The 22,895-nt window shown below is 49.2% G+C and carries 30 protein-coding genes and 1 tRNA gene; 10 read left to right on the top strand and 21 right to left on the bottom strand.

Going from position 1 to position 22,895, the window contains the following annotated elements; translation table 11 throughout:
• Positions 1-136 precede the first annotated feature (136 nt).
• A complete protein-coding gene (locus ACTJKB_RS30025; RefSeq protein ID WP_440837906.1) occupies positions 137-691 on the bottom strand; it encodes a GNAT family N-acetyltransferase in 555 nt (184 codons plus the stop codon).
• A 28-nt stretch (positions 692-719) separates the two neighbouring features.
• The gene (gene aroA / locus ACTJKB_RS30030) at positions 720-2,012 is read right to left on the bottom strand and encodes a 3-phosphoshikimate 1-carboxyvinyltransferase (RefSeq protein ID WP_440837907.1); all 1,293 of its coding nucleotides are present in this window, start codon (positions 2,010-2,012) and stop codon (positions 720-722) included.
• Positions 2,013-2,126: 114 nt separating this feature from the next.
• Here aroA and ACTJKB_RS30035 point away from each other — a divergent pair, with 114 nt between their 5' ends.
• On the top strand, positions 2,127-2,435 hold the full coding sequence (locus ACTJKB_RS30035; RefSeq protein ID WP_440837908.1) for a rhodanese-like domain-containing protein: 309 nt from the start codon (positions 2,127-2,129) through the stop codon (positions 2,433-2,435).
• A 25-nt stretch (positions 2,436-2,460) separates the two neighbouring features.
• Here ACTJKB_RS30035 and ACTJKB_RS30040 read toward each other — a convergent pair whose 3' ends face one another.
• Positions 2,461-2,973 carry a shikimate kinase gene (locus ACTJKB_RS30040; protein WP_440837909.1) on the bottom strand — a complete coding sequence of 171 codons (513 nt, stop codon included), beginning with the start codon at positions 2,971-2,973 and terminating at the stop codon, positions 2,461-2,463.
• A 190-nt stretch (positions 2,974-3,163) separates the two neighbouring features.
• On the bottom strand, positions 3,164-4,576 hold the full coding sequence (gndA, locus tag ACTJKB_RS30045; RefSeq protein WP_074101650.1) for an NADP-dependent phosphogluconate dehydrogenase: 1,413 nt from the start codon (positions 4,574-4,576) through the stop codon (positions 3,164-3,166).
• Between the two features lie 309 nt (positions 4,577-4,885).
• On the opposite strand from gndA, the gene ACTJKB_RS30050 reads away from it, so the two are divergent.
• Positions 4,886-5,644 carry a TetR/AcrR family transcriptional regulator gene (locus ACTJKB_RS30050; RefSeq protein WP_440837910.1) on the top strand — a complete coding sequence of 253 codons (759 nt, stop codon included), beginning with the start codon at positions 4,886-4,888 and terminating at the stop codon, positions 5,642-5,644.
• A gap of 27 nt (positions 5,645-5,671) precedes the next feature.
• Positions 5,672-6,418: a type I methionyl aminopeptidase gene (map, locus tag ACTJKB_RS30055; RefSeq protein WP_440837911.1), complete on the top strand. Its 747-nt coding sequence runs from the start codon at positions 5,672-5,674 to the stop codon at positions 6,416-6,418.
• Between the two features lie 56 nt (positions 6,419-6,474).
• Here map and ACTJKB_RS30060 read toward each other — a convergent pair whose 3' ends face one another.
• Entirely contained in the window at positions 6,475-7,071 is a 597-nt protein-coding gene (locus tag ACTJKB_RS30060) for a hypothetical protein (RefSeq protein ID WP_440837912.1), read from the bottom strand.
• Between the two features lie 319 nt (positions 7,072-7,390).
• On the opposite strand from ACTJKB_RS30060, the gene ACTJKB_RS30065 reads away from it, so the two are divergent.
• Positions 7,391-8,014: a YktB family protein gene (locus ACTJKB_RS30065; RefSeq protein WP_440837913.1), complete on the top strand. Its 624-nt coding sequence runs from the start codon at positions 7,391-7,393 to the stop codon at positions 8,012-8,014.
• 341 nt (positions 8,015-8,355) lie between these two features.
• Here ACTJKB_RS30065 and ACTJKB_RS30070 read toward each other — a convergent pair whose 3' ends face one another.
• A complete protein-coding gene (locus ACTJKB_RS30070) occupies positions 8,356-9,645 on the bottom strand; it encodes an MFS transporter (protein WP_440837914.1) in 1,290 nt (429 codons plus the stop codon).
• 91 nt (positions 9,646-9,736) lie between these two features.
• Here ACTJKB_RS30070 and ACTJKB_RS30075 point away from each other — a divergent pair, with 91 nt between their 5' ends.
• Positions 9,737-11,212, top strand: coding sequence for an aminotransferase class I/II-fold pyridoxal phosphate-dependent enzyme (locus ACTJKB_RS30075; RefSeq protein ID WP_440837915.1), 1,476 nt, complete (start codon positions 9,737-9,739; stop codon positions 11,210-11,212).
• Positions 11,213-11,330: 118 nt separating this feature from the next.
• On the opposite strand, the gene ACTJKB_RS30080 is transcribed toward ACTJKB_RS30075, so the two are convergent.
• Both ACTJKB_RS30080 and ACTJKB_RS30085 read right to left on the bottom strand, forming a co-directional pair.
• On the bottom strand, positions 11,331-11,654 hold the full coding sequence (locus tag ACTJKB_RS30080; RefSeq protein ID WP_019911532.1) for a DUF1292 domain-containing protein: 324 nt from the start codon (positions 11,652-11,654) through the stop codon (positions 11,331-11,333).
• A gap of 90 nt (positions 11,655-11,744) precedes the next feature.
• On the bottom strand, positions 11,745-12,296 hold the full coding sequence (locus tag ACTJKB_RS30085) for a copper amine oxidase (RefSeq protein WP_440837916.1): 552 nt from the start codon (positions 12,294-12,296) through the stop codon (positions 11,745-11,747).
• A gap of 154 nt (positions 12,297-12,450) precedes the next feature.
• On the opposite strand from ACTJKB_RS30085, the gene ACTJKB_RS30090 reads away from it, so the two are divergent.
• Complete coding sequence (locus ACTJKB_RS30090) at positions 12,451-13,188, top strand: MBL fold metallo-hydrolase (protein ID WP_440837917.1); 738 nt, start codon at positions 12,451-12,453, stop codon at positions 13,186-13,188.
• A gap of 74 nt (positions 13,189-13,262) precedes the next feature.
• Here the strand turns inward: ACTJKB_RS30090 and ACTJKB_RS30095 are convergent, their stop codons facing one another.
• The 7 genes from ACTJKB_RS30095 to ACTJKB_RS30125 form a co-directional block, all read right to left on the bottom strand.
• Entirely contained in the window at positions 13,263-13,496 is a 234-nt protein-coding gene (locus ACTJKB_RS30095) for a DUF3892 domain-containing protein (RefSeq protein ID WP_440837918.1), read from the bottom strand.
• A gap of 95 nt (positions 13,497-13,591) precedes the next feature.
• A complete protein-coding gene (locus tag ACTJKB_RS30100; protein ID WP_440837919.1) occupies positions 13,592-14,035 on the bottom strand; it encodes a GNAT family N-acetyltransferase in 444 nt (147 codons plus the stop codon).
• Positions 14,036-14,138: 103 nt separating this feature from the next.
• Positions 14,139-14,354, bottom strand: a complete 216-nt coding sequence (locus ACTJKB_RS30105) for a hypothetical protein (RefSeq protein ID WP_440837920.1) — start codon at positions 14,352-14,354, stop codon at positions 14,139-14,141.
• 67 nt (positions 14,355-14,421) lie between these two features.
• On the bottom strand, positions 14,422-15,501 hold the full coding sequence (locus ACTJKB_RS30110; protein WP_440837921.1) for a site-2 protease family protein: 1,080 nt from the start codon (positions 15,499-15,501) through the stop codon (positions 14,422-14,424).
• Positions 15,502-15,676: 175 nt separating this feature from the next.
• Positions 15,677-16,630 carry an aldo/keto reductase gene (locus tag ACTJKB_RS30115; protein ID WP_440837922.1) on the bottom strand — a complete coding sequence of 318 codons (954 nt, stop codon included), beginning with the start codon at positions 16,628-16,630 and terminating at the stop codon, positions 15,677-15,679.
• A 120-nt stretch (positions 16,631-16,750) separates the two neighbouring features.
• A complete protein-coding gene (locus ACTJKB_RS30120) occupies positions 16,751-17,563 on the bottom strand; it encodes a helix-turn-helix transcriptional regulator (protein WP_440837923.1) in 813 nt (270 codons plus the stop codon).
• A 65-nt stretch (positions 17,564-17,628) separates the two neighbouring features.
• Positions 17,629-18,111 (bottom strand): cupin domain-containing protein, encoded by a 483-nt coding sequence (locus ACTJKB_RS30125; RefSeq protein ID WP_440837924.1) that lies wholly within the window; start codon positions 18,109-18,111, stop codon positions 17,629-17,631.
• A 133-nt stretch (positions 18,112-18,244) separates the two neighbouring features.
• On the opposite strand from ACTJKB_RS30125, the gene ACTJKB_RS30130 reads away from it, so the two are divergent.
• Positions 18,245-18,316: transfer RNA gene (locus tag ACTJKB_RS30130), tRNA-Val, on the top strand.
• 139 nt (positions 18,317-18,455) lie between these two features.
• On the opposite strand, the gene ACTJKB_RS30135 is transcribed toward ACTJKB_RS30130, so the two are convergent.
• The 3 genes from ACTJKB_RS30135 to ACTJKB_RS30145 form a co-directional block, all read right to left on the bottom strand.
• Positions 18,456-18,686 (bottom strand): helix-turn-helix domain-containing protein, encoded by a 231-nt coding sequence (locus ACTJKB_RS30135; RefSeq protein WP_440837925.1) that lies wholly within the window; start codon positions 18,684-18,686, stop codon positions 18,456-18,458.
• Positions 18,687-19,009: 323 nt separating this feature from the next.
• Positions 19,010-19,369, bottom strand: a complete 360-nt coding sequence (locus ACTJKB_RS30140) for a hypothetical protein (RefSeq protein WP_440837926.1) — start codon at positions 19,367-19,369, stop codon at positions 19,010-19,012.
• Positions 19,329-19,649 (bottom strand): putative metallopeptidase, encoded by a 321-nt coding sequence (locus tag ACTJKB_RS30145; RefSeq protein ID WP_440837927.1) that lies wholly within the window; start codon positions 19,647-19,649, stop codon positions 19,329-19,331. Before ACTJKB_RS30145 ends, ACTJKB_RS30140 begins: the two co-directional genes overlap by 41 nt.
• Before the next feature lie 186 nt (positions 19,650-19,835).
• On the opposite strand from ACTJKB_RS30145, the gene ACTJKB_RS30150 reads away from it, so the two are divergent.
• The 3 genes from ACTJKB_RS30150 (at position 19,836) to ACTJKB_RS30160 (ending at position 21,608) form a co-directional block, all read left to right on the top strand.
• Positions 19,836-20,192, top strand: a complete 357-nt coding sequence (locus ACTJKB_RS30150) for a hypothetical protein (protein WP_440837928.1) — start codon at positions 19,836-19,838, stop codon at positions 20,190-20,192.
• A gap of 545 nt (positions 20,193-20,737) precedes the next feature.
• Positions 20,738-20,914: a hypothetical protein gene (locus ACTJKB_RS30155; protein WP_440837929.1), complete on the top strand. Its 177-nt coding sequence runs from the start codon at positions 20,738-20,740 to the stop codon at positions 20,912-20,914.
• 298 nt (positions 20,915-21,212) lie between these two features.
• Positions 21,213-21,608, top strand: a complete 396-nt coding sequence (locus ACTJKB_RS30160; RefSeq protein WP_440837930.1) for a VOC family protein — start codon at positions 21,213-21,215, stop codon at positions 21,606-21,608.
• Between the two features lie 488 nt (positions 21,609-22,096).
• Here the strand turns inward: ACTJKB_RS30160 and ACTJKB_RS30165 are convergent, their stop codons facing one another.
• The 3 genes from ACTJKB_RS30165 to ACTJKB_RS30175 form a co-directional block, all read right to left on the bottom strand.
• A complete protein-coding gene (locus ACTJKB_RS30165; RefSeq protein WP_440837931.1) occupies positions 22,097-22,333 on the bottom strand; it encodes a hypothetical protein in 237 nt (78 codons plus the stop codon).
• 140 nt (positions 22,334-22,473) lie between these two features.
• Positions 22,474-22,599: a hypothetical protein gene (locus tag ACTJKB_RS30170; RefSeq protein WP_440837932.1), complete on the bottom strand. Its 126-nt coding sequence runs from the start codon at positions 22,597-22,599 to the stop codon at positions 22,474-22,476.
• Positions 22,600-22,630: 31 nt separating this feature from the next.
• On the bottom strand, positions 22,631-22,864 hold the full coding sequence (locus ACTJKB_RS30175) for a hypothetical protein (RefSeq protein ID WP_440837933.1): 234 nt from the start codon (positions 22,862-22,864) through the stop codon (positions 22,631-22,633).
• Positions 22,865-22,895 lie beyond the last annotated feature (31 nt).

Genomic DNA, 22,895 nt, shown 5'->3' on the forward strand with positions numbered 1-22,895 from the left:
TTATACAACATTAACGCGGTGTCGTCTTAAATTTAGTACACATAAATAAGGCTGTCGAGACTTTCTCGACAGCCTGAACACTAACCATGTTGTTAGTGTCCTTTTCGTGCGATATATTAAATGTTCGATGCCACTTTCAAACTAGATAATCACTCACTTTGCAAAACCAAACCATGTGAACAGAATCCGGTCCCCAATAATCCTTAACCACCTTATAGGGCTCGCCAAATTTTCGCAGCCATCTTGTTTGAGCACGTTTGTAGCCACTGTCCAGGCAAAACTGATCAATTCCTTGCTTCCTTAGATATGCCATCAATTCCTTAATCAATGCCGAGCCCACACCTTGGCCCTGATAGCTTGGCAAAACGTATAAACTCCCCAACTCACCCACATCATCGAGCTGATTTCCGGTACATAAGCGAATATCCTCATCACAGGGGGCAAATGAAATCGTGCCAACGACAGCCCCATCTAGTTGGGCAACGAGGAAATAGGGCTCTGAATGTTTGGAGTCCAGAGAAGCTTCAGCCATTAATTTCTTTTTTTCAACTTCATGTTGAATATCCTCCGGCAAATGTCCCAGTCCTTCTTGTTCAAAGGCATCCGAGATCGAATCTTTAAAAAGCTGAAGTACCGACTGTATATTATCCTGAGTAAGCGGATTTATGCTTAATAGACTAACTTCAGTCATAGTTATGAACACCTCTGTTCAATTATCTCTATTCTACCCACTCCACATTTGCTCCAAGCGACCACAGATGGTCGAAGTACTGTGGATATGATTTGGCAACATGGTGAGCATCTTTGATCCGCAGGGGCTGGCGGGCGCGGAGGCCAACTACCGTCAGCGCCATGATCACCCGGTGATCATAATGTGCATTGATTGTCACACCGCCTTCAACGCCCTCCGGCTTACCGTGGACAATGATCTCATCCCGCCGCTCCTCTACACTTGCTCCGGCACGGGTAAGTTCAGCCAGATAGTCAGTAATGCGGTCGCATTCCTTGTATCTCAGATTCTCTACATTATAGAAACGTGAGGTTCCTTCGGCAAAAACGGCAGCTGCCACCATGGCGAGAACCGCATCCGTTGCCGCATCACCATCGAATTCCACAGCCTTCAGGATACCATTGCCCTGCACATGTACTGTACCATTCTCATGGGTAAGTGGTACTTCCATCATACGGAGCACATCAACGATCGCTCTCTCGCCTTGTTTGCTCTGTTCAGCAAGCCGGTGGATTTTCACATCCGATTTGGTGACTGCCGCCGCCGCAAGGACAGCTGCCGATCCAGGGTAATCCCCCTGTACCGTATAGGATTTGGCTTCATAGGCCTGGCCGCCGGGCACCTTAAAAGACATATAATCCTCAGCAGCTTGAACGACAATCCCTGCCTGCTCCAGAACCTCCAGCGTCTGTCCTACTACCACTTTAGACTTCAAGTCATCCAGCACAATAATTTCGCTGTCTTCTTCAAGCAGCGGGGTCAGGAACAGCAAGGCGCTTAAATATTGCGAGCTGACCGCACCTGATACTGTAATCCGTCCACCCGCCGGTTTGCCGCCGCGAATGGTAATCGGTAATCTGCCGTTATTATGCTCAACCTCTACACCCAGCTGGCCAAGCGCAGTAATCAGATCGTCGTGCGGCCGTTTGCCCAAGGAATCGGGATACGTATTCACAAAGGTGACCTCAGGACTGAGGGCAGCCACTGCCATCAAAAACCGCAGCACCGCACCGGCATTGCCCACATTCAGTTCCTTCACATCGCGGGGATGGCGGCCAAAGCCTTGAATGACGATTTTCTCCTCATCTTCCGTAAGTACAGCTCCCAGATCGGCAATGCATCTGCGGATCGCATCACTGTCTTCACTGTGTGCCGGGTGATAGATTGTGCTGACTCCTTCCGACAATGCAGCGACCAGCAGGTAGCGTGTAGTGTAATTTTTGGAAGACAGGGCTCCAAATTCCCCTTGCAGGGTGGGTGTAGGCCTAACGATAACATCCATGATCTAAGCTCTCCTTATTGTATGGAATATATATTATGTATTGCTCGGTTTGACAGGGTAATCTGCAATTGTGTTATCATGAAGGCATTCTTCTGATGAAAAGAGGTCACAACCATGAATGAGATTCCCCAAATCACAGCAGGACAATTGCGGCAGCGTCTGGAGTCAGGTGAAGACCTTGTACTGATAGACGTCCGTGAAGACGACGAAGTCGCTTTCGGGATGATTCCCGGAGCACAGCACATTCCAATGGGTGAGATTCCGCAGCATACGGACGAGCTGTCTAAGGAAGCGGAGCTCATCTTCATCTGCCGCTCTGGCGCGCGCAGTCAGCGTGTCTGCGAATACTTGCAGCAGTTCGGCTTCAAGACATCCAACCTCAGCGGCGGGATGATTGACTGGAATGAATCTGCAGATGCCTAAGTTTATCACACATGTGCTTAAAAGCTCAACCGCGGTAGTGCATTAAAATACACTCCGACACTTCTGCCACACTGAGCTCCGTTGTATCGACCGTGCAATGTGCGAAACGGTAAGCGTCCCGGCGTTGTTCCAGAATTGCGCGTACCCGTTCCTGTGCATTGCCGGCGAGCAGCGGTCTGTTCTCATCCCCGCTGACACGGGCGATAATCTCTTCCTCAGTAGCTGTCAGCGCGACTACAAGCCCTTTTTGCAGCATGATCTCCGCATTCCCTGGAACCAGCACGGCCCCGCCGCCTGTGGAGATAATACGGCCTTCCCCTTCCAGCATTTCCTTCAGCACAGCTGATTCGATCTTCCGGAAATATTCTTCCCCGCCTTCAGCGAAGAGTTCCGCAATACTCCGTCCTTCATTCTGTATAATCACATGATCCAGGTCAACCAGCTCATAGCCCAACTCCTCTGCCAGCAGTGCGCCTACCGTCGACTTCCCCGTGGCCATCATCCCGACCAGAATGATATTCTTATTGACGTAATTCATAACGACCCTCCAACCGCGACATTTGTCATATCATAACACAGGGTGAAAACATTGCACAAACGCTAAATCATCGGGCAGAAACGGCTTCTCCGTCATCAAATAGCGGCTGCTTCCGCAAAAAAAAGGCCCGAAAGCCCCCGCATTGACGCGAGTAGCCATTCGGGCCGCTATCTGTAGCTTATGCCTGAATTTATTCAGACAACCAGTTGTGGTGGAAGACGCCTTCCTTATCCACACGTTTGAAGGTGTGGGCGCCGAAATAGTCGCGCTGTGCCTGAAGCAGGTTCGCAGGCAGGCGTTCTGTACGGTAGCTGTCATAGTAAGCCAGGGCGCTGGAGAAGCCTGGAACCGGAACCCCTTGCATTACAGCAGCGGATACCACTTTCCGCCATGCGGACTGGTAGGAGTCCATGATGTCCTTGAAGAACGGATCAAGCAGCAGGTTTTTAAGCTCTGGATTGTTCTCATAGGCATCGGTGATGTTCTGGAGGAAACGGGAGCGGATAATGCAGCCGCCGCGCCAGATTTTGGCCAGGCTGCCGTACTTCAGATCCCAGTTATATTCCTCTGAAGCTACACGTAGCTGGGCAAACCCTTGGGCATAGGATACAATTTTGCTCGCGAACAGAGCCTTGCGGACATTCTCAATGAACTCGGCTTTGTCGCCCTGGAATGGCTCGGTTGCCGGGCCGCTCAGCACTTTGCTGGCTGCAACACGTTCTTCCTTCATAGCAGACAGGAAACGTGAGAATACGGATTCGGTAATCATGGACAGCGGCACGCCGAGATCCAGCGAGCTTTGGCTTGTCCATTTGCCTGTACCTTTTTGGCCGGCGGCATCGAGGATTACATCCACCATCGGCTTACCGGTTTCTTCATCATATACTGCAAAAATGTCCTTGGTAATCTCGATCAGATAGCTGTCCAGCTCACCGTTGTTCCAATCTGCGAAAATGCTGTGAAGTTCTTTGGCATCCAGTCCAAGAACATCCTTCAGCAAATGGTAAGCTTCGCCAATCAGCTGCATGTCGCCGTATTCGATACCGTTATGCACCATTTTTACATAGTGTCCGGCACCGTCAGGTCCGATATATGTACAGCAAGGCTCTCCGTCCACTTTGGCCGAGATTGCCGTAAGAATAGGTTCAACCAGCTTATAGGCGCTTTCTTGGCCGCCAGGCATGATGGAAGGTCCTTTAAGCGCGCCTTCTTCACCGCCGGAAACACCTGTACCGATGAAGCGGAAGCCTTTTTCCTCCAATTCCTTATTGCGGCGAACCGTGTCAGGGAAATAGGCGTTGCCCCCGTCGATGATGATATCGCCCTGATCCAGATGCGGCAACAGCTGCTCGATTGTAGCATCGGTTGCTTTACCGGCCTGAACCATGATTAGAATTTTACGCGGCACTTCCAGCGATTCAACAAATTCCCCGATGGAAAAAGTACCTACAAGGTTTTTGCCTTCCGCTTCGCTGATAAGGTCATGAGTCTTCTCCGGGGAACGGTTATATACCGATACTGTGAAGCCTCTGCTCTCGATGTTAAGAGCCAAGTTTTTACCCATTACTGCCAAGCCAATCACACCGATTTGTTGTTTTGCCATCTGGTTCTCCACCCTTTGCACCTTATATTTTTGTGAAATCCATTTCTCGCAGTATTAGAATACCATCCTTTATCAGAGACAGCAAAGTTCAGCCTGCTTGAAAGCGATCAATTTCATTGACAAATTCCTGCGTAAATCGTGGAAATTGCTCACAACGAGTATTTTAACGTTTTTGCCGCCAGAAGTGAACCCCCGCACACAGCTAGTAGAAAGATCCGGAAATCCTCCAGCTAATCTCTTGTTATTCGCAATCCGATGTTTTATATTGACATAAGAGCAGGTCAATAATAAAAGAGGTGAACGGACGAGATGTCTCCACGCACGAAGGAACAAAACGAAGATATCCGGCTACGGCGTCTGGCGCAAATCCGTAAAGCCGCTGCCGATGTTTTTTTGAATAAAGGGCTTTTACTGGAAATCCGCGATGTGGCCACGCATGCGGGACTCGGCTATGGCACGGTATACCATTATTACAGCAATAAGGGTGATTTGCTCCACGATCTGCTATGGGACGCGTTGGAGCGGTCCGGGGGATGGGTGGAGGCCGCGTTAGAGGCTCCGCTGGATGACCCACTGGAGGTCCCGCGTGCTTCGGACTCGGGGGAAGTGCCGGCCGGCGGGCATTTCGGCTTGGCTGCGGCGGCGGACACCGGGAACTCGGCTATCGCGGATTCCCGATGCCGAAGCCGCGAAACGGCCGCTGCCGCAGAGCTTAGCCCCGTCGCTGCCGCCAGCGTCCGGCTGCTGCAGCTTTGGGCGCAGGACCACGCCCTGTACCTGCTGCACAAGCTGGCCGGTGAGGGCTTTGCCTCGCTGCCTGAAGCACGCTCGGCCCCGCTCTCAGCTGCTTTCCACCGGGAGATGCTCGCGCCGCTGGCCACGCTGCTGGAATCCGGGCGTACGGCGGACGGAACTGCCGTTTCCGGCGGAAATGCTGCGGAGCCGCCGTATCGGCTACAGCGCGCGGAAATGCTGCTGGCCGCCTTGGTCGGCTGCGCTTCGCTTTCGCTTCGCCGCGGAAAGCTGCACGAGGAGGCCTGGGATATCGCCCTGTTTTTAAAATTATAGAATGGATAAGGAGCGAATAAACACAAGATGATCATTTTAAAATCCCCCAGGGAAATCGAAGAGATGAAGCCGGCGAGCCAAATCATTGCAGACTGCTACCGCGAGGTGGCCAAACTGATCCAGCCCGGGATCACCACCAGGGAAATCAATGACTTTGTTGCAGGGCATATCACCAAGCTGGGCGGCAAGCAGTTTACCAAAGGGTACAACGGCTTCCCCGCCGAAACCTGCATTTCGGTCAACGATGTGGTGGCCCACGGTATTCCTTCAAACCGGGTGCTTATGGACGGTGACTTGCTGAAGCTCGATATCGTCGTGGAATACGGCGGATGGTTCGGCGATTCGTGTTACTGCTATGCGGTGGGCAATATCCGGCCGGAGGCGCAAAAATTAATGAAGGTGGCAAAGGAATGTTTGGATTTGGGGATCGCCCGGGCACTCCCCGGCGGCCGGCTCGGCGACATAACGTCGGCGATTCAACAGCATGCGGAAGCGAACGGGTTCTCTGTCGTACGCGATCTGCTGGCGCACGGGATTGGGCGGAGTCTGCACGAGGAGCCGAGCTACGAGCATATCGGCGTAGCCGGCAAAGGCATTCGGTTAAAGGAAGGCATGGTGTTTACGATTGAACCGATGATCAACGAAGGTACGTTTCGTATCACGATTGACGACGATGAATGGACGGCGAGAACGGCCGACGGCAAGTTGTCAGCGCAATATGAGCATACGATCGCTATCGCGCCGGACGGACCGCTGATTTTAACTGCCCAGTAAGTAAACAAGGCACCCCATAAGCGGGATGCCCTGGCCTAACATGAATTTCGGCTGTATCACCATTCAAGCATATTCAGTTCCCTTGTCAACACCAGAAGCCTGGCTTTGCATGCTGCTATCCGTTCCGTATCCTTGGCCTGAATAGCCTTGTTGAGCTGGTCCAGAACCTCATCCACCTCAAGCCTGCGGTCGCGGATCCGCTCTTCCCCATCCACAGAGAAGAACAGCTTTGTCAACTCCTGATCAGAGAGCAGCGGGCCTTTCTGGTAGAGCACGCGCTGTTGATACCCGGAGATTTCTACCAGCCGGATCACTTCGCCGAACAAAATATTTTCAATAATGATCTGGCGGTCGCGAAACCGCTTAACGACGGCATGCCCGCGCATATCACCAATCAGCTTCTCCATCCACTCAGACAGGCGCGCATCACGGATCATATAATCTCCCACCAGTTTGAAGCCTTCCTTAATCCGCTGGAAACGCAGCTTCACAAGCTTGCGGCCGGTGCGCACCGAGATAAGAAAAACCGTTTCATTCTCGCTCCAATAAAGGGAATAGCCTTCCTTAATCAAGTCCTTGATCAGATCCTGGAGATGCTGTCTGTCAAAGCGCAGCTCCAGATTGCAATACTCGACTTCGTCGTTTTTGTTCACGGCACTCCCCCCTAACTGCTTTGTTACAGCAAAGCCAGCTTCATTAGCTTAACTTAGAGCAGAACCGACTGCCGGACCTCAACCTGCTTTATAAAACTTTATAAAACTTTGCGTTCGTCTTACTCTTATTTTATACTTCATTTTATGTAGCGGTAACTTGGTTTATTGACTATTTTTACCCGCTTTCTACCTTTTCCAAACGCTTCACTCCAGTTTTGCTGCAAATAACTTGTCTGGAATGCAAGTACAGAGGGCTATGCAGACTTTAATCTGCTGTTTTATGATATCTACACCATTATTCATACGAGGAGACGCTGCAATGCCATTTCAAGGATTTACCACTGATGATTTTGATGTGTTTCAGATTGACGGTCTGGAGCCGCGCATGAATGCGCTGATCGCCAGAGTCCGGCCTAAGCTGAATGAGCTGGGCGATGAAGTCGCCCCACTATTATCCTCGCTCACCGGGGAGGAGATGTTCCCGCATGTAGCCAAACATGCCCGCCGGACTGTTCATGCGCCAAATGATACCTGGGTGGCATGGGGTCCGAATAAAAGGGGATACAAAGCGCTGCCGCATTTTCAGGTTGGCATGTTTCAGAGCCATCTCTTTATTGTTTTTGCCATCATCTATGAAAGCACTAATAAACTGACTTTTGCCGAGGCGATGCTCCGGAACATGGACGACATTCAGACAGAGCTTCCAGGCGGGTATTTCTGGTCCACAGATCATTTGGATTCAAAGGGAACACCACATACCGATATGGATAAAGCAGCATTCACTGAACTCTCGCGCAAGCTAAGGGAGGTTAAGAAAGCCGAAGTCACCTGCGGGCTTCGTATTGATAGAGAGGACCCGCTTTTGTCCGATGGCGACAAGCTTCTCGCCGTAGTCCGGCAGACCTTCGAGACTCTGCTTCCGCTCTACCGCATGTCCTTCTAAATTCCCGTGCGTTGTCAGTCTCTGCTAGTGCTTGTTCTGCCCGCTTCTATATAAGTTGAACTTTAGTTTTCATATTAGGGTCTGGTCGTAACTGCGGGGAATGTTTGGACTTCCGGCCGCTGTTGTCTGCAGATTTCTCGATTTATACCGCTGTTCGTGGTGGAAATCCGCAGACAAAGGCGGTCGCTATCGCTCCTACAGTTCCAAACTTCCCCTCCACACTCCTACCCTTTTTATGTTTTTAAGTTCAACTTACATAGTCGGCAAAAAAGCCGCTGCTTCCGGAATCCTCCGGCTGCCAGCGGCTTTTGCTGTTTTTAACTACTATCTCTTCTCACACCTCAGCTTGTCCCGGTCTTCAGCCTGGTTCTATGGACAATAAGCAGATGCAGCCCGAACAGCAGCACCATAACAAATGCACTGGCCAGAAAGGGAGTACTGTGCCCCACGGAATCCCAGAGTTTCCCCGAGATCACGGGACCAGCTACCATACCGGAGCCCTGCAGCGTCAGGAACAGTCCCCATACGGTTCCCCTCTCTCCCTTGGGCACCTGCTTGGCCAAAAAAGCGTTCCAGGCCGGGAGAATCAAGGCATAGCTGATCCCTACAAGCGCTACTGCACAGAAGGCGAGCGGCAGCCAGCGCACCTGTGAAAAAAAGGCCAGCGAGCCCGCGGCGAGCAGGAATCCAATGTTCAGGAAGATGGTTGTTCCGATCCGGTCCACCAGTTTGCCGGCCGGAATCAGTGCCAGTACGGTAATGCCGCCCCCTGCAATCAGCAGCAGGCTGAATTGGTTCGGAGTCACATGCAGCTCGGAACGGGCAAACAGGGTGACCACAGGGGTCATGAGGCCTATCGCAAAGGCCTGCAGAAAGAGTGCAGGAAACAACAAGCGGCTGACCTTCAGCGAGGTTCTGACCTGATGCCATGTTCGCTTCAGACTTTCCAGCGGTTTCATCCGTCCGCGCACGACCGCCGCTCCCTCATCTCCCCGATCCCGCACAACCGCATGAGGCGCATGACTACCTATCCTTGACGGGAGCAGCAGCGCAACAGCTGCGACAACTGCGGCACAGCCCATAAGCACCAGAAACACGGCCCGGTAGCTCTGTCCGCCATGATCCATCAGAAAGTTGACTGTGATGGGGCCAATCCCGGTTCCAGCCAGTGAGGCCATCTCCACCGCACCCATGGCGGCTCCGCTGCTTCCGCTTTTCGTCGAACCCGCCAGCTCGGTAATTCCAGTCATGGTACAAGGCCAGAGCGGTGAGGTGCCAATGCCCAGAATCAGACAGGCAACAGATAACCATAGTGCATCTTTGGCATAAATGATCAGTCCAACCGCCACCAGAATCAGCAGCAGAGCCCCTGTCATCGTCCAGCGGTATCCAATGCGTTCCATGACCCAGCCCGACGGGCTGCGGAACAGATTATCTCCCAGGTATTGCATTGCAAACGAGAAGCCAACAACTGTTACCGAAAGTCCGAGGATATTCTCCATATAAACCGGCAGAAGGGCTACCAGCAGCGATCCTTTTACAAATTCCACCAGAAAGATGATCACCCACATCTCCATAATGAACGGAGAGGCCAAATTGATATGCATACGCTCAGCTACTTTGCCAGACATTCCATCACATCCTAGTATTATGGTGATTGATTTGTTATACTGATGCTTGCTTGAAAAAATTACTCTTCACGAAAGGTTGTGACAGCATTAAATGGATCAACATGTAACTCCCCTCTTCACCGCTCTCAAAAAGCATGCCGCCGGAAATCCAGTTCAATTTCATATTCCCGGGCATAAGAAGGGGCTAGGAACCGATGCCGAATTCCGTGAGTTTATCGGCGATAACGCTCTATCCATAGATTTGATCAACATCGCACCGCTTGATGATCTTCATCAGCCTACCGGCGTAATTCTTGAAGCTCAAAAACTGGCTGCGGAGGCTTTCGGCGCCGACTATACGTATTTTAGCGTACAAGGCACGAGCAATGCCATCATGACTATGATCCTCTCTGTCTGCTCGGAAGGAGACAAAATTATTGTACCGCGCAACATTCACAAATCCGTGATGTCAGCGATTATTTTCTCCGGAGCCAAGCCTGTTTTTGTCTCTCCTGTACAGGATGAGAATCTTGGGATAGACCACGGTATTACCACCAGCGCACTCGAGAAGGCCTTAAGGCGCCATCCCGATGCCAAGGGTGTACTTGTTATCAATCCAACATATTTTGGCGTTTGTGCCGATCTGCGTTCGATTGTCGACCTGGCCCACAGTTACGGCGTTCCCGTACTGGTGGACGAGGCACATGGAGTATTGATTCATTTTCATGAGGATCTCCCGGTATCGGCTATGCAGGCCGGAGCGGATTTGGCAGCCACCAGTGTACACAAGCTTGGCGGCTCCATGACACAGAGCTCGGTGCTCAATCTGAATGCCAAGACCGGCCTGGTCAACCCGCAGCGGGTTCAAACCATTCTCAGCATGCTGACCACAACTTCAACTTCATATATCCTGCTGGCATCCCTGGATACCTCCAGACGTAATTTGGCCCTGAACGGCCACGAGATGGCTGCAAGAACCATTGCCCTATCGAACTATGCCCGTGACACCATTAACAGCATTGAGGGCCTGTACAGCTTCGGCAAAGAAATTCTTGGTACGGAAGCAACGTTCAATATTGACCCGACCAAACTGAACATCCATGTGCGCCACCTCGGCATCACCGGTTACGAAACCGAGAACTGGCTGCGCCAGAAATACAACATTGAAGTTGAGCTTAGCGACATGTATAACATTCTTTGCCTGATTACGCCAGGAGATACCCAGGAATCGGTAGACAAGCTTATTGCTGCACTGAGAGTACTCTCTGCTATTCATTACAGCAAAGGTGAAATCTATGAGCTCAAGGTGCAGGTGCCGGAAATTCCGCAGCTGGCACTGATTCCGCGGGATGCATTCTATGCCGATACCCAGCTGGTCCCTTTCCGTGAATCCGCTGGCTACATCATCGCAGAATTCATTTACGTATATCCTCCGGGGATTCCGATTCTGCTCCCAGGTGAAGTAATTACCCAAGATAACATCGATTATATCATTGATCATGTGGAAATCGGGCTGCCAGTCAAAGGTCCGGAGGACCGCAGTATCACGAACGTCAAAGTCATCGTGGAGGCGGACCCGATCTCCTGATCGCCTCCCCCTCATACATTCAACATACAAAAACCCGATACTTCTTCAGTATCGGGTTTTTGTATGCAAGCCTCACAGTCTTGTCCAATATCGAGAGGCCCACTTTGCTTCATGAAATCTATTCTTGCTGGGCAAGCAGCTCGTTGTAAGCTTCTTCAACAGCTTTCCATTCAGCTTCATCTTCAATGTTGTAAAGCACCATTTCTTCATCTTCTTCTTCCATGCGCAGAATGATGCCGTCTGCTTCAGGGTTTTCGCGTTCCAGCAGCAATGCATATAACTTCTCGCCTACGTCGAACGTTTCCACCAGCACCATCTCCACATCTTCGCCCTGCTCGTTCGTCAAGGTCAGCACAAACTCCTCGTGCTCATGGTCGTGATCATGTCCGCAACCGCATGCTTCACCATGTTCATGGCCATGCTCATGTTTGTGATCGCTCATTGTAATACCTCACTTTGAATTGAATTATCCTACATTTGGTATCGTAACACGTAAGATAAGCAAGGTCAATTTGAGGGTGTGCTGAATTAATTAATCCAGCGCAGTGATTACTTTCTCCGACACAAGTACATAATCCCCGCCTTTGGAAGGCTTGATATAGAAGCCTACCCGATATTTCCCGGAATCCTTGAAATCATATGTGAATTCCGAAGTTGGAAACCAGAAGTCCTCTTTCTTCGAGCCCCCCAGTTCCTGGGACTGGATGTCCTTCACGTTGCCCGACGGGTCCATGATCGCAACCTTTACCGCCGCAACATCCTCGGTTAGACTGTCTACCTGGGTCAGCACCTTGATCTTGAGCTTGCCTACATTTACATTGCCAAAAACATTATCACCTTTGAACAGAACAATATGCACATTGGGTCTCAGGATGCTCAGTTTACCAGAACCATCCCAGCTGACGACGCCCCCTGCTTCTCTGGCAGGAATGTAGGCTTTGCCGTCAATTAAGTAACCGCCATCCGCTATTTCCTTGCCGTTGCTCCATACTCTGATCTTCTGATTAACGGCATCTGCAAATAATAATGAACCGCCCATTAAGGAAAATACAACCACACACAGCGCTATTTTTTTCCATCTCATCACTAGAGACCCTCCAAGTAATTCATGCTGTTAATATATACTGTGAAAATTGCGACAAGTTGCGAAATGACAGGGAATTATTTCATTCTTATAGTGAAGAATGATACGATAGGATAAATAGATTTGGCCATGAATTCCAGGAGGGTTTTTCACCATGACAATAGACTTGCAAATGCTGGGCACAGGAGATGCTTTTTCCAAAAAATACTATAATAACAACGCGTTGCTTCAGGTTAACGGATACACACTGCTGATCGACTGTGGAGTGACCGCACCCAAGGCTATGAAGGCACTAGGGAAATCTTTCGGTGAGGTGAACGAAACACTGATCACTCATATTCATGGCGATCATATCGGCGGATTGGAAAAGCTGGCCCATACCATGAACCAGGAACCACATGGCGGCAAAAGGACCCTGCTGCTGGCAGAGACTCTGATAGAACCATTATGGCAACACCCTCTGCTTCATACACTTCATGAGGAGGGCAACCGGTCCCTGTCCGATGTTTTTGATATCAAACCGCTTAAAGCGGGTGTTCCCTATTCCTTGTCACCCTCACTAAATGTAGAGCTGATTCGTACACCGCATATCCCCGGAAAGGACAGCTATTCACTACTGCTGAATGACAAGGTGTTTTACAGTGCGGATCTGATCTTTCAGCCTGAGCTTCTGCTCAGCCTTGTCCAGGAGCGCGGGATCGCAAGAATTCTGCATGATTGCCAGCTTCGCGGACAAGGGCAGGTCCATACTACCCTCAAAGAGCTGATGTCCTTGCCGGAGGAAGTGCGGAGACTGATCCTGCTGATGCATTACAGCGATGAGAAGCCGGACTTTGAAGGCCAGACGGGAGAAATGGAGTTTCTGGAACAGCACAGGATCTATAGCCTTTAATGGAGTTGACATACAAAAACGGCCGGACAGCAGCGTCAACGTACGCTTGTCCGGCCGTTCCTATCTACACCACCTTAAAACTGCGGAAGCTGATCCAGATTGTTGGTGGGATCGCCATCCGCATCTCCGCGGATATACATCTCGCCATCTTTACCTTTGAACACATTCACTCCGGCAATAGCGCCTGCCTGGACCTCCCGCAACGCCTGCTGATAATCCAGCACCCGCCCTGAAGAGGTCTGGAAGCTGGTTAAATCTCCGTCACCGTTACGCTGAGCCGCAATAAACCGTTCGCGTGTACTGCTCATTTGGAATCTGCTCCTTCGCATTTGGATTGTCCATGGTCAGACTTAATCCTTAGCTTATCCTCCGAAGCAAAATAATATGTAACCACTTGCCCCGTTTACAGCGCCTTTTCCATCCGTACATGCAGGATCCCGGCATCATAGAAAGGCTCCGGGGAAATTACTTTGTAACCCAGCTTCATGTAAAAATCTTCTGCATGGCACTGGGCGTCCAAAATAGAGGTTTCAAGACCGATCTCCCGGGCCAGCTCTTCCAGCGCCAGTAAAAGAACTCTTCCGTACCCCTTGCTGCGGTAAGCTTTATGGACGGCTATCCGCTGCATTTTGGCCGCTCCGGCTTTATAATAGATCAGTCTTCCAGTGGCTACCGGAATCCCCTCATCCACAAGAAGTATATGATGGGCATTGTTACCCACTACATCATATTCATCAAGTTCCTCTTCCATTGGAACCTTCTGTTCTTCCACAAATACCTTTTTACGGATATCCAGCCCCATTTGGAGTTGTTCATCTGTAGTTACATGCACAATTTCTGCTGCCATTGCCTTTTTGGTCTCCTCTCCATAGGTCAAAATGATAGTTGACCCATTATACAGAAATTCCATTTCTCTGTACAGAGCAAGAAAGCAGGCCTTCCAGACGCCGCTATTGCGTGGAATAGACATCTTCCGGGATTGAACGGCCATATACATCCTCTAGTACCGGGGACAGCGTGCTGTCCGTCTGGTTAAGCGGTCCTTCCAGGTCAGACATCTGATGGAGCTCCACCACTCCGGGCGCCTCATCCCGATCCGCACATCCCGCCATTCCCATAAGCACAAGCAAACAGACTGCGGCTTTCACCAGTAATCTTCTGCTCATAAGCATACTCCTCCTATCCTTTAGCTTTTTACAGCTTTGACGGTTTGAAGTGCTGTTAAACGGGGGATCACAGATTTACATTTCCCACTACATGCACCAGGTACATCAGGAAGCCGATACATCCTGCAAGTGCAAAATAGGCTGCACCGAATTTCCAGCGCGAGCTAACCGGCACCTCATAATATTTATCGTTCTCAAATACCGTATATTGGACCTCACATTGTGCATTCAAGTGCAGTCCATTCTCTGCCGTCACCTGGTCAAGTCCGGTCAGTTTGACCTTCTCAATGATGCACTGTACAGGAAGTCTGGCGGTTCCGTAATAATCCAGGCTTTCGTAACGGATGCCGAGATATTGCTGGCGCTCCAGATCACTGTAGGTAGTAAACGGCAAGTCCCGTTTGTGTTCAGGCCCCGGAATCAGATACCCTTGTTCCCGCAAATGCTCTACTGGAATCAGGAATCTGAACACAGCCGTTCTCACCTGACTGTTTTTGCGCCGGCTGATATATTTCTTGTACAAATCATAGGCAAACAGCACCCAGATAATCAGGAACAGGATCGACTTCAGGTACAGAATCACACCCAAACCGCCAATCAGCCCCACCAGCCAGAGCCAGCGCGTGACCGCAGTCGCAATACGCCCTCCATCCAGCGGATGGATCGGCAACAAATTCAGAAGGTTGAGAAGAAATCCGATATAGGCCAGCGAATACAACAGCGGACTATGATAATAATAGGCGAGTGCAAAAACAACTGCCGCTCCTGCGCTGCCCAAAAGCGGACCGCCAAAGGCTACATAAGCCTCCATTTTCGCATCAAGCGGCTGTTTTTTCATGGTGATTAAAGCTCCCAGAAAAGGGATGAACAACGGTGCACTGACCGGCAGACCAATCCTCTTGGCGGCGATTACGTGTCCGAGCTCATGGACAAACAGCAGCAGGACAAATCCGATGGCGAATTGCCAAGGATAGATCAGCGCATAAGCCCCTACGGAAACCATCATGGATATCAGCGGACCGGCGATTTTCCCCAGCTTTAAAAGTGACAGTATCGCCTTTCCTTTCAGGAGCAGCATAGCTGCCCCGCCTCCCAGCCATTTTAGTCCGGCGGAAGTTTTTTTCTTTTGTTCATTGGGCTCTGGCAAATTCTTTGCTCCTTTTCTTCGTTTGATTCAAGATTATCATGTTGACGGCAGTGATTCCACTATTCCGGAGGGAGCAGGAGAAAGAGACAAAAAAATCCCCTCCAGCAACCGATTAACATCAATCAGCTGCGGAAGGGAACGGATTTGGGGATAAGTGTATATTTCTTTTTGTTCTCTATCCCTGGCCGGGAAAACGTCCGCCTGCGGCAACCCCCTTGGGCGAAATGCTTTCGATCTGCGCAAGCTCCTCCTTGGACAGGAAAACCTCCAATGCACCGAGATTCTCCTGGACTCTGTCCAGGCGTTTCGTTCCCGGAATGGGTACGATATGCTTATCCTGAGCCAGCAGCCAAGCCAGTGCGAGCTGAGACGGGACGCAGCCTTTTTGCACAGCCAACTGTTCGATCATAGAGACAAGCTCCAGATTTCTGGCGAAATTTTCACCCTGAAAACGCGGATAGTGGCGCCGGTAATCATCCAACGGCAGATCATCGAAACTCTTGATTTGACCGGTCAAAAATCCGCGCCCCAGTGGACTGTAAGGCACAAAGCCGATACCCAGTTCCTTGACCACAGGCAATATTTCATCTTCTACTTCCCTGCTCCACAGAGAGTATTCCGTTTCCAGCGCAGTAATCGGATGAACCGCATTTGCGCGGCGGATCTGCTCCGGGTTCGCTTCGGACAGACCCACGTAGAGAATCTTGCCTTCCTTGACCAGTTCCGCCATCGTACCAACGGTCTCCTCAATCGGTGTATTCGGATCCACCCGGTGCTGATAGTAGAGATCAATATAATCAACGCCCAGATATAGCAGGCTGGCATCCACGGATTTTTTAATATAGGCGGGATCGCCTTTCGGCCCCCCAGTGTGTGTAACCCCAAACTTGGTCGCAATGACCGCTTCGTCACGCCGGCCCTTAAGCGCACGCCCCACCAGCTTCTCATTGCTGCCAAAACGCTGCTGCTCAAACTCCCCGTATATATCTGCTGTATCGAACAAAGTCACGCCCAAATCCAGTGCTCCCAGAATCGTGCGGACCGACTCTTCGTTGTCCGGCATCATCATTGTGCCCAGGCCTAAGGCCGATACTTCCAGTCCTGCTTGTCCCAGCTTTCTAGTGTGCATATTGTGGGCCCCTCTCTCCTCTGCGTTATTGTGGAAAATGTAATATAGCCCCATTCTAACCGCCGCTTCGGGAGGCAGCCACAGTATGTTTATGCTAGTAAGATGATTACCAGGGAGACGTCAGGTTGTCCGAGCATTCAGAACCGGTGTGTAGACGCATATATGCAGATCGGGATGATCCGCAATACTGGCTACCGAGTTAATATCATAGACATCATAGGCATCAGCGGCAGGCTTCCGGATATGCACTCTGTTCACCTTTTTCAACTCAACATCGTGCAGTTCCCAGATACGCTTGAATTCCGGACTGTCCGCACAGAGCCGATCCACAAATTCTTTGTAGAAAGGATCCCCTTGCTGCTTGTCATAATAGGTTCTAAACACCGCGACCGAGTGGCGAACGAACTCCTCCCAGTTCTCCATACGCTGCTGCAGCGAAGGATCGGTAAACATCAAGCGGAGCAGTACACGCTCAGATGCAGGCAAAGAATCGAAATTGAAAATAATGTCGGCGGCTGCCTTATTCCAGGCCAGAATCTCTGATCTTTCATTGCTGATAAAAGCGGGATAGGCCAACTGCGAGATAATATCCTGCCACTGCGGATTTAATACCGTATTAATAGAAGGAACCGGCTCCGTATCATGGGGATTCCATAGCTCCATCAGATGTTTTCTCTCATCCGGGGTCAGTTGCAGAGCACGCCCAATGTTTTCGATAATTTCTCTGGATGCCGTCACCTCTCTTCCCTGCTCCAGCCAGGTATAATAGGTAGCGCTGACTCCCGCCAGCATGGCTACCTCTTCCCGGCGCAGCCCCGGTGTTCTTCGCTGATTGTAGGAATCGCTTATACCCGCCTGCTCCGGCTGAAGACGGTTCCGCCGCGATCTGATGTAATCGCCCAGTATTCTGAATTTGCTGCTGCCACTTGTCATAGTCAGTCCTCTTTTCGAAAGCCATGATTTTTCGCCAGGCGTTGACAATTCTAATCTTTATCTGTTCACTTCCATTTTTCAGCTACATGATCCTCACCTGCATAATAATCCACTTTACCCTCAGCCATATAGACCTCTTCATAGGGCAGAATGTTGATCTTCCCGGAATCCGGGTATTCACAAATATCGATCCCCAGATTCGTACGCAAATCCAAATATCTGCAAGGAGCATCGGTATGATTATACAATTGATGTGCCCCATCCGGGCCAGTCTCAAAAAACACAGTGTCACCTTCCTGCACTTCCTGGTAACCTGTAGGGGTTCTAAGTGTCGCCCGGCCCGACAAGATCACAAATATCTCTTCAGCACTTCTGTGAAAATGATACGGATACGAATACTTCCCTGGATCCAGCGACCTGATTTCAAAGAACAGGTGCTTCGACCCTGCCAGCTCCGCCAGCTTCCTGCTTGTGTGCCAGGCAAACTCCGGGACCGGGGACTGTTTTTGTTCAAACGAAACATTATGTTCATTAAAAATAGTAGCCATCTCAACCTCTCCTTAGCCTAGAATATCCTTAGCATAGCACAATGGAATAATATTCTAATCCCAAAACCGTGGATCTGCCCCGAAAAAAATATTGCCTTCACCTTACATCCTGTGGTATTATAAATTTCGTTGCAGGACGGTAGCTCAGCGGGAGAGCACTATCTTGACAGGGTAGGGGTCATGGGTTCGAACCCCATCCGTCCTATACGCAGAAAGCCTTGATAATCAAGGCTTTTTCTTTTTGTCAGGCTGTTGCTATAGAGACTCAATTAGTGATTTGGTGCCATTTTGGTGCCCTGTAGTAGACTAAAGTAAAAGTGGTGCCATTATCAGCACCACTTTTTTTATCCTTCAAGCCATTTGAGAAAGACATCTTTGGATACCTTGATCATTCTGCCTACTAGGACTATGTGAAATTGTTCGGAGTTAAGAAGCTCATAGGTTTGCCTTTCCCCGATATCTAATATTTGCTGGATATCCTTAGCTGTTAGCACTGACGGATAATCCGCAGTACTCTTATATGTGTCTTCACTCACCTGTTTCACTCTCCTTTCTTCTATCAAGAACTTTTCCATTCGGGGAAGCCTCCTGACAATACGTTCGATCCGTTCGCAATACTCCCGGCGCGCAGCCTTACCATCTACGTTATGAATGGCGATGTTCGATGTCTGGTCTGAGGTCACTCCGGTGAATCCCTTTGGTGAATCTGACCATGCTGCTGTGGTCGTTGCCTCTCGCTCATCGAACGTCAGGAACTTGTTTTCCCGGTACTTATATAGCGCACCTCAACGGCAGCCTGCGTCCTCTCTCTATCTATCTCAGGCAGGAAGCTCTGTTGCACCTGCTATCACCTCGCTGTAAAAAGATCACCCCGACCGAAGCCGGAGAGTGTGATTATTTAGAATTGATCATCAGAGTCGCCTTCAGGAATAATTGGTCCGCCTTCACTTGCCTGCTGCCCTGCTGCTTCTGCTGCTGCAATCTCTTCGATAGTAAGCTGATTCTTGTCCTCTTCCTCGACATCCACCGTGCCGTCAGGGTTCTGCTTTACCTGTACCCCGTTACCAAGTGGTTTCTGATCTGGACCGCCCTGTTTCTTTCCGCCTATTACATCTTCTATGGTCATCTGATCCGGGTTAACCTCCTTGATTGCGAGGACCAGCCGCTTAACGTCCTGAGTAGTGGTACCGTGGCGCTTAATAACCTCTACAAATGCTTCAATGTCCGGTGGTGGCAAAGAGTGCATGATCCAGAACATAACGCTGCTGCGGCTCGCTCATCTTGCCCCACATATCGGCGTTGAGGTACAGGATAGCGTTCTTATCCCATGTACTGCGCAAGTCTTCGCCCAACACTTTTATTTTGCCGAATATCTCTTTGCCTTTGGACTTCCATCCGCCGTGCTTCATTAGGATTAAGAAGGAGGTGGTTTCAAAGTATCGGTGGTGGTTGTGAATCATATCGTCCAGCAGGTCATACGTTGCCTCAGTTGCTTCCCGGTGAAACTTTGGTGCCTTGATTGCTTTTGCTTTAGCCATTTATAATTGCTCCTCTCGGTTATAGGGGAGAGCCGACAACCTGTATCGGCCTCCACTTCGTTGGGTTTTTCGGTCGTATCGGTGGCCTATCGTCCTGGTATATAATTTTATAAGATAAAAAGTAGGACCTATTGGAACACAGTGCCCAATATAATAATTTAGAAGCGAAGAAAGGACAGTATATACATGGAAGATGTATCTAATGTAGAAAAATTGGAATCAATAAGATCTTTGCAATCTACAATCAAAAAACTCGAGAACGCCTTGTCCCAGATGACTCAAAATGGCGCTAGTACTACCCTAGTAAAGAAACGACTTAATGCTGTTTACATCGGCTTAGCTATTCTAGAAAAAGTCTGGAATCAAAAACCTCATCAATACACACATGAAGATTTAGTAGAGGCCCGCAAAGTTCTTATTGGTTTAACCCCATCAGTCGAGAACAGTTATGCTAAGTCAAAGATCGGTAGTCCACAAAGAACGCTTTTAGAAAGAAGACTTAAAGCGTTGGAACTAGTTGTTCAAGCGATTAACGAACTATAGTCTAATAACCTGAAAGCGATAGGAGAAACGTAACCTGCTTTCTTCGCAGTATGCGTCAACGGTCCGGTACTCTCGTACTGTTCAAATCTCGGTCGAATGAATAGCACTCAGCAACCTCGCAACTTGAAAATATTAACATTTAATTATAAAATCCAACAAAGGCGGTGTTAACAATGAACTTAGTACAATTCATGTTGATTGGAGTAGGCGGGATTTTCTATCTCACATTAGGAATCATCATTGTCAAGGTATTACTTACAAGAAAATTACCAAGTAATAATTACACTCCATTTGACTACATCACGGCCCATTCTCTTGTTGAGTTTCACGATTAGAAAAAAGAGATAGAAGAAGATGCGGACCATGGTGATGATAAGGACAAAAACATCATTTCGTTATCAAAACAACCTTCTCTTCCCTAATGTGTAATTTGCGTCTATTGTCCGGTATCTTCGTACTTTTATTAGAAGGGTTAGACTAATATAAGTTTTATATACTTATTACCGATTACTAAGATGTGTAATCAATGAAAGGATTTGATGAATGTGGAATCGACTAATTTTAAAGTTATACCTGAACAACTGAAAGGCAGAACGATTGAAGATGTCGCCATCACTACTAATGCTGTGGTTATTAAATTTACTGATGGTACTTTTTTAGATATCTATCTAGATGAGGCTGCACAAACATTAAAGACATCAACAAACAAGCTGGATGGTTAACTCACCCTTACACTTAGCTATCATTTCCCAGCTTCCGCCTTCACGGTTAATGTCTACTCTTCCTTTGGGAGAGTAGGGTTACTCCTACTCCCTTAATGACTCTGGTTCGGCCTCCGGCTAAAGCCTGGGTTTATGCTGTCGGACGATGGCCTGACGGCCCTAATGCATCATTTCTTCGTACTGCGCATCAATCACTATGTCTCTCCATGAAAAAGCTTCTTTAAGCTAGCGGACAGGATAATATGGTAGGCACCTTGAAATAATTTTAGAGATAAATTTATGACAGGAGCTGAGTAGTATGGCAAATGGGAGAATCTTAGGAATCGCATATAATGTAATTCCGGTTAAAGATGCAAAAAAATCTGCAGAATGGTTTGTCAGTCACTTTGGTTTTAACATCAGAAACGATAGAGGGAATTATATAAGTTTATTCAGGGATAACCGTCCAATAATTGATTTAATTGAATCTGATAATGATACAAGAGCAGTTTTTGAAGTAAACGGACGGTCACGGTGGGTTGTAACATTTTTTACAGATGACATTGAATCATTACACATGAGACTAACTTCTGAGGAAGTTACGACTAGACCTATTAGCAATGAAGGCATTTACGGCAAGTTTTTTGTTTTTGAAGACCTAGATGGAAACTTATTTGATGTATGGGAACATAAAGATTGTCAGTTAATCTATTAAAAAACAATCTAAGGTAACGTGAAGCGTTGGTTCAACAACATAGCGGCAGTCTATGACTTTTTTCCTCGTTCAGAGCTGCCATCGTTTAAAATGCTGACTCTCCTTTCTGCTGCACAGTATACGTCTACTGTCCGTTAATTTGTTGTATCGTTATATATGCCGCCTCTGCCCTCTCTCGGGGGGTGGCGTTTAACATGTTTGCAACGTCATAGTTTGTCCAGTGTATTACTGTCGACATTTTATCTTGCATAACATCCGCCATGCTCTCAACAAATTGAAGTGGATCTACCTCTATAGCCTTTGCCTGTACCTCTAAGAGGCATCAGGGTCAGTGCAGTAGTCTGGAGCATCAGCTCAAGCTTCGCTTTCATTATAACGTCCTATTTGCTGCCTTCCTTCCAGCGGTTCAACCTAAACCCAGTAGTGTGCGCTTCTCCAAAACTCTGGATTTTCATCGACAACTGTATACCCTATAACCTTTACTTGTGTTATGGCTGTGTCTCCCCTTCCTCGTCCTTAATCCGTGCCATCTCCAACTTGTACTGCTCTTTAAAAAAGGAGTTGTGTCGTGCATTGCGCACGTTAGGGTGACGATTAATGAGATATTCGGGTCCAGCATAGTCACTACTCATCTGGGGACTGCTCCACCATGATTGAGTAGATACCCCTCTGCCGTCCGTGAATTCGGAGAAGTAACCCCTATCGCGGGATTTTGCCTTCCACATTTTAAAATTGAGTCAAGGCATCAGTCTTCTTCCCTTCCGGAAACTCATCCCATGTTCTCCCGTCCAGTTCCCGCCTGCAGCCTGCTTACCGATCCGGCAGACGGATGTGTCAGGGTCGAAGTTAATACCAGGGCTTGCCCTTAAATCCCCGGCTCATTGCAGAGTAGCGCATGAGTCTCTTTCTGCGGCGACTGGCTGGCGTTGATCCGGCGGATCTCGTCATAGCTGAAGCCGATATCAATAATGAATCCAATGTTGTCCAGCATCTCTGCCGGTACTCCAGCCCCTGCAGTTCCATCACCGCCCGGCGGGCCGCCTGCTTGACGGGAATAATCGGGGCATCATCCCGGCAGCAGCCTCAATCTCCCCGGTTACCGGGTCCAGCGTGCTGCAGTATACTGGCATCTGGAAACGCTGATAGTCTGTATGAATGTACCCATCAGCATTTCCTCCAGCCCGCGCTCCATGCTCCTGTGATGGGTGATAAGAAACTAAGTCGTATTCCCGCAGGCCTTCTGCCTCTGCTGCCACCAGGCAACCTGTTTATGAATGAACTGAGGCC

The organism is Paenibacillus sp. 22594 (assembly GCF_052044425.1).
Taxonomy (GTDB): Bacteria; Bacillota; Bacilli; order Paenibacillales; family Paenibacillaceae; genus Paenibacillus_AQ.

Bases quoted from the DNA above. Each gene is read 5' to 3' on its own strand.
- ACTJKB_RS30025 (WP_440837906.1), bottom strand. From the start codon at position 691: ATGACTGAAGTTAGTCTATTAAGCATAAATCCGCTTACTCAGGATAAT.
- ACTJKB_RS30065 (WP_440837913.1), top strand. From the start codon at position 7,391: ATGCCATTTCAAGGATTTACCACTGATGATTTTGATGTGTTTCAGATT.
- ACTJKB_RS30105 (WP_440837920.1), bottom strand. From the start codon at position 14,354: ATGAGCAGAAGATTACTGGTGAAAGCCGCAGTCTGTTTGCTTGTGCTT.
- ACTJKB_RS30040 (WP_440837909.1), bottom strand. From the start codon at position 2,973: ATGAATTACGTCAATAAGAATATCATTCTGGTCGGGATGATGGCCACG.
- ACTJKB_RS30085 (WP_440837916.1), bottom strand. From the start codon at position 12,296: ATGAGATGGAAAAAAATAGCGCTGTGTGTGGTTGTATTTTCCTTAATG.
- ACTJKB_RS30150 (WP_440837928.1), top strand. From the start codon at position 19,836: ATGGAAGATGTATCTAATGTAGAAAAATTGGAATCAATAAGATCTTTG.
- ACTJKB_RS30140 (WP_440837926.1), bottom strand. From the start codon at position 19,369: ATGTTCTGGATCATGCACTCTTTGCCACCACCGGACATTGAAGCATTT.
- ACTJKB_RS30070 (WP_440837914.1), bottom strand. From the start codon at position 9,645: ATGTCTGGCAAAGTAGCTGAGCGTATGCATATCAATTTGGCCTCTCCG.
- ACTJKB_RS30125 (WP_440837924.1), bottom strand. From the start codon at position 18,111: ATGGCTACTATTTTTAATGAACATAATGTTTCGTTTGAACAAAAACAG.
- ACTJKB_RS30145 (WP_440837927.1), bottom strand. From the start codon at position 19,649: ATGGCTAAAGCAAAAGCAATCAAGGCACCAAAGTTTCACCGGGAAGCA.
- ACTJKB_RS30075 (WP_440837915.1), top strand. From the start codon at position 9,737: ATGGATCAACATGTAACTCCCCTCTTCACCGCTCTCAAAAAGCATGCC.
- map (WP_440837911.1), top strand. From the start codon at position 5,672: ATGATCATTTTAAAATCCCCCAGGGAAATCGAAGAGATGAAGCCGGCG.
- ACTJKB_RS30035 (WP_440837908.1), top strand. From the start codon at position 2,127: ATGAATGAGATTCCCCAAATCACAGCAGGACAATTGCGGCAGCGTCTG.
- aroA (WP_440837907.1), bottom strand. From the start codon at position 2,012: ATGGATGTTATCGTTAGGCCTACACCCACCCTGCAAGGGGAATTTGGA.
- ACTJKB_RS30080 (WP_019911532.1), bottom strand. From the start codon at position 11,654: ATGAGCGATCACAAACATGAGCATGGCCATGAACATGGTGAAGCATGC.
- ACTJKB_RS30120 (WP_440837923.1), bottom strand. From the start codon at position 17,563: ATGACAAGTGGCAGCAGCAAATTCAGAATACTGGGCGATTACATCAGA.
- ACTJKB_RS30160 (WP_440837930.1), top strand. From the start codon at position 21,213: ATGGCAAATGGGAGAATCTTAGGAATCGCATATAATGTAATTCCGGTT.
- ACTJKB_RS30100 (WP_440837919.1), bottom strand. From the start codon at position 14,035: ATGGCAGCAGAAATTGTGCATGTAACTACAGATGAACAACTCCAAATG.
- ACTJKB_RS30165 (WP_440837931.1), bottom strand. From the start codon at position 22,333: ATGTGGAAGGCAAAATCCCGCGATAGGGGTTACTTCTCCGAATTCACG.
- ACTJKB_RS30090 (WP_440837917.1), top strand. From the start codon at position 12,451: ATGACAATAGACTTGCAAATGCTGGGCACAGGAGATGCTTTTTCCAAA.
- ACTJKB_RS30050 (WP_440837910.1), top strand. From the start codon at position 4,886: ATGTCTCCACGCACGAAGGAACAAAACGAAGATATCCGGCTACGGCGT.
- gndA (WP_074101650.1), bottom strand. From the start codon at position 4,576: ATGGCAAAACAACAAATCGGTGTGATTGGCTTGGCAGTAATGGGTAAA.
- ACTJKB_RS30135 (WP_440837925.1), bottom strand. From the start codon at position 18,686: ATGGAAAAGTTCTTGATAGAAGAAAGGAGAGTGAAACAGGTGAGTGAA.
- ACTJKB_RS30170 (WP_440837932.1), bottom strand. From the start codon at position 22,599: ATGCTGGACAACATTGGATTCATTATTGATATCGGCTTCAGCTATGAC.
- ACTJKB_RS30095 (WP_440837918.1), bottom strand. From the start codon at position 13,496: ATGAGCAGTACACGCGAACGGTTTATTGCGGCTCAGCGTAACGGTGAC.
- ACTJKB_RS30115 (WP_440837922.1), bottom strand. From the start codon at position 16,630: ATGCACACTAGAAAGCTGGGACAAGCAGGACTGGAAGTATCGGCCTTA.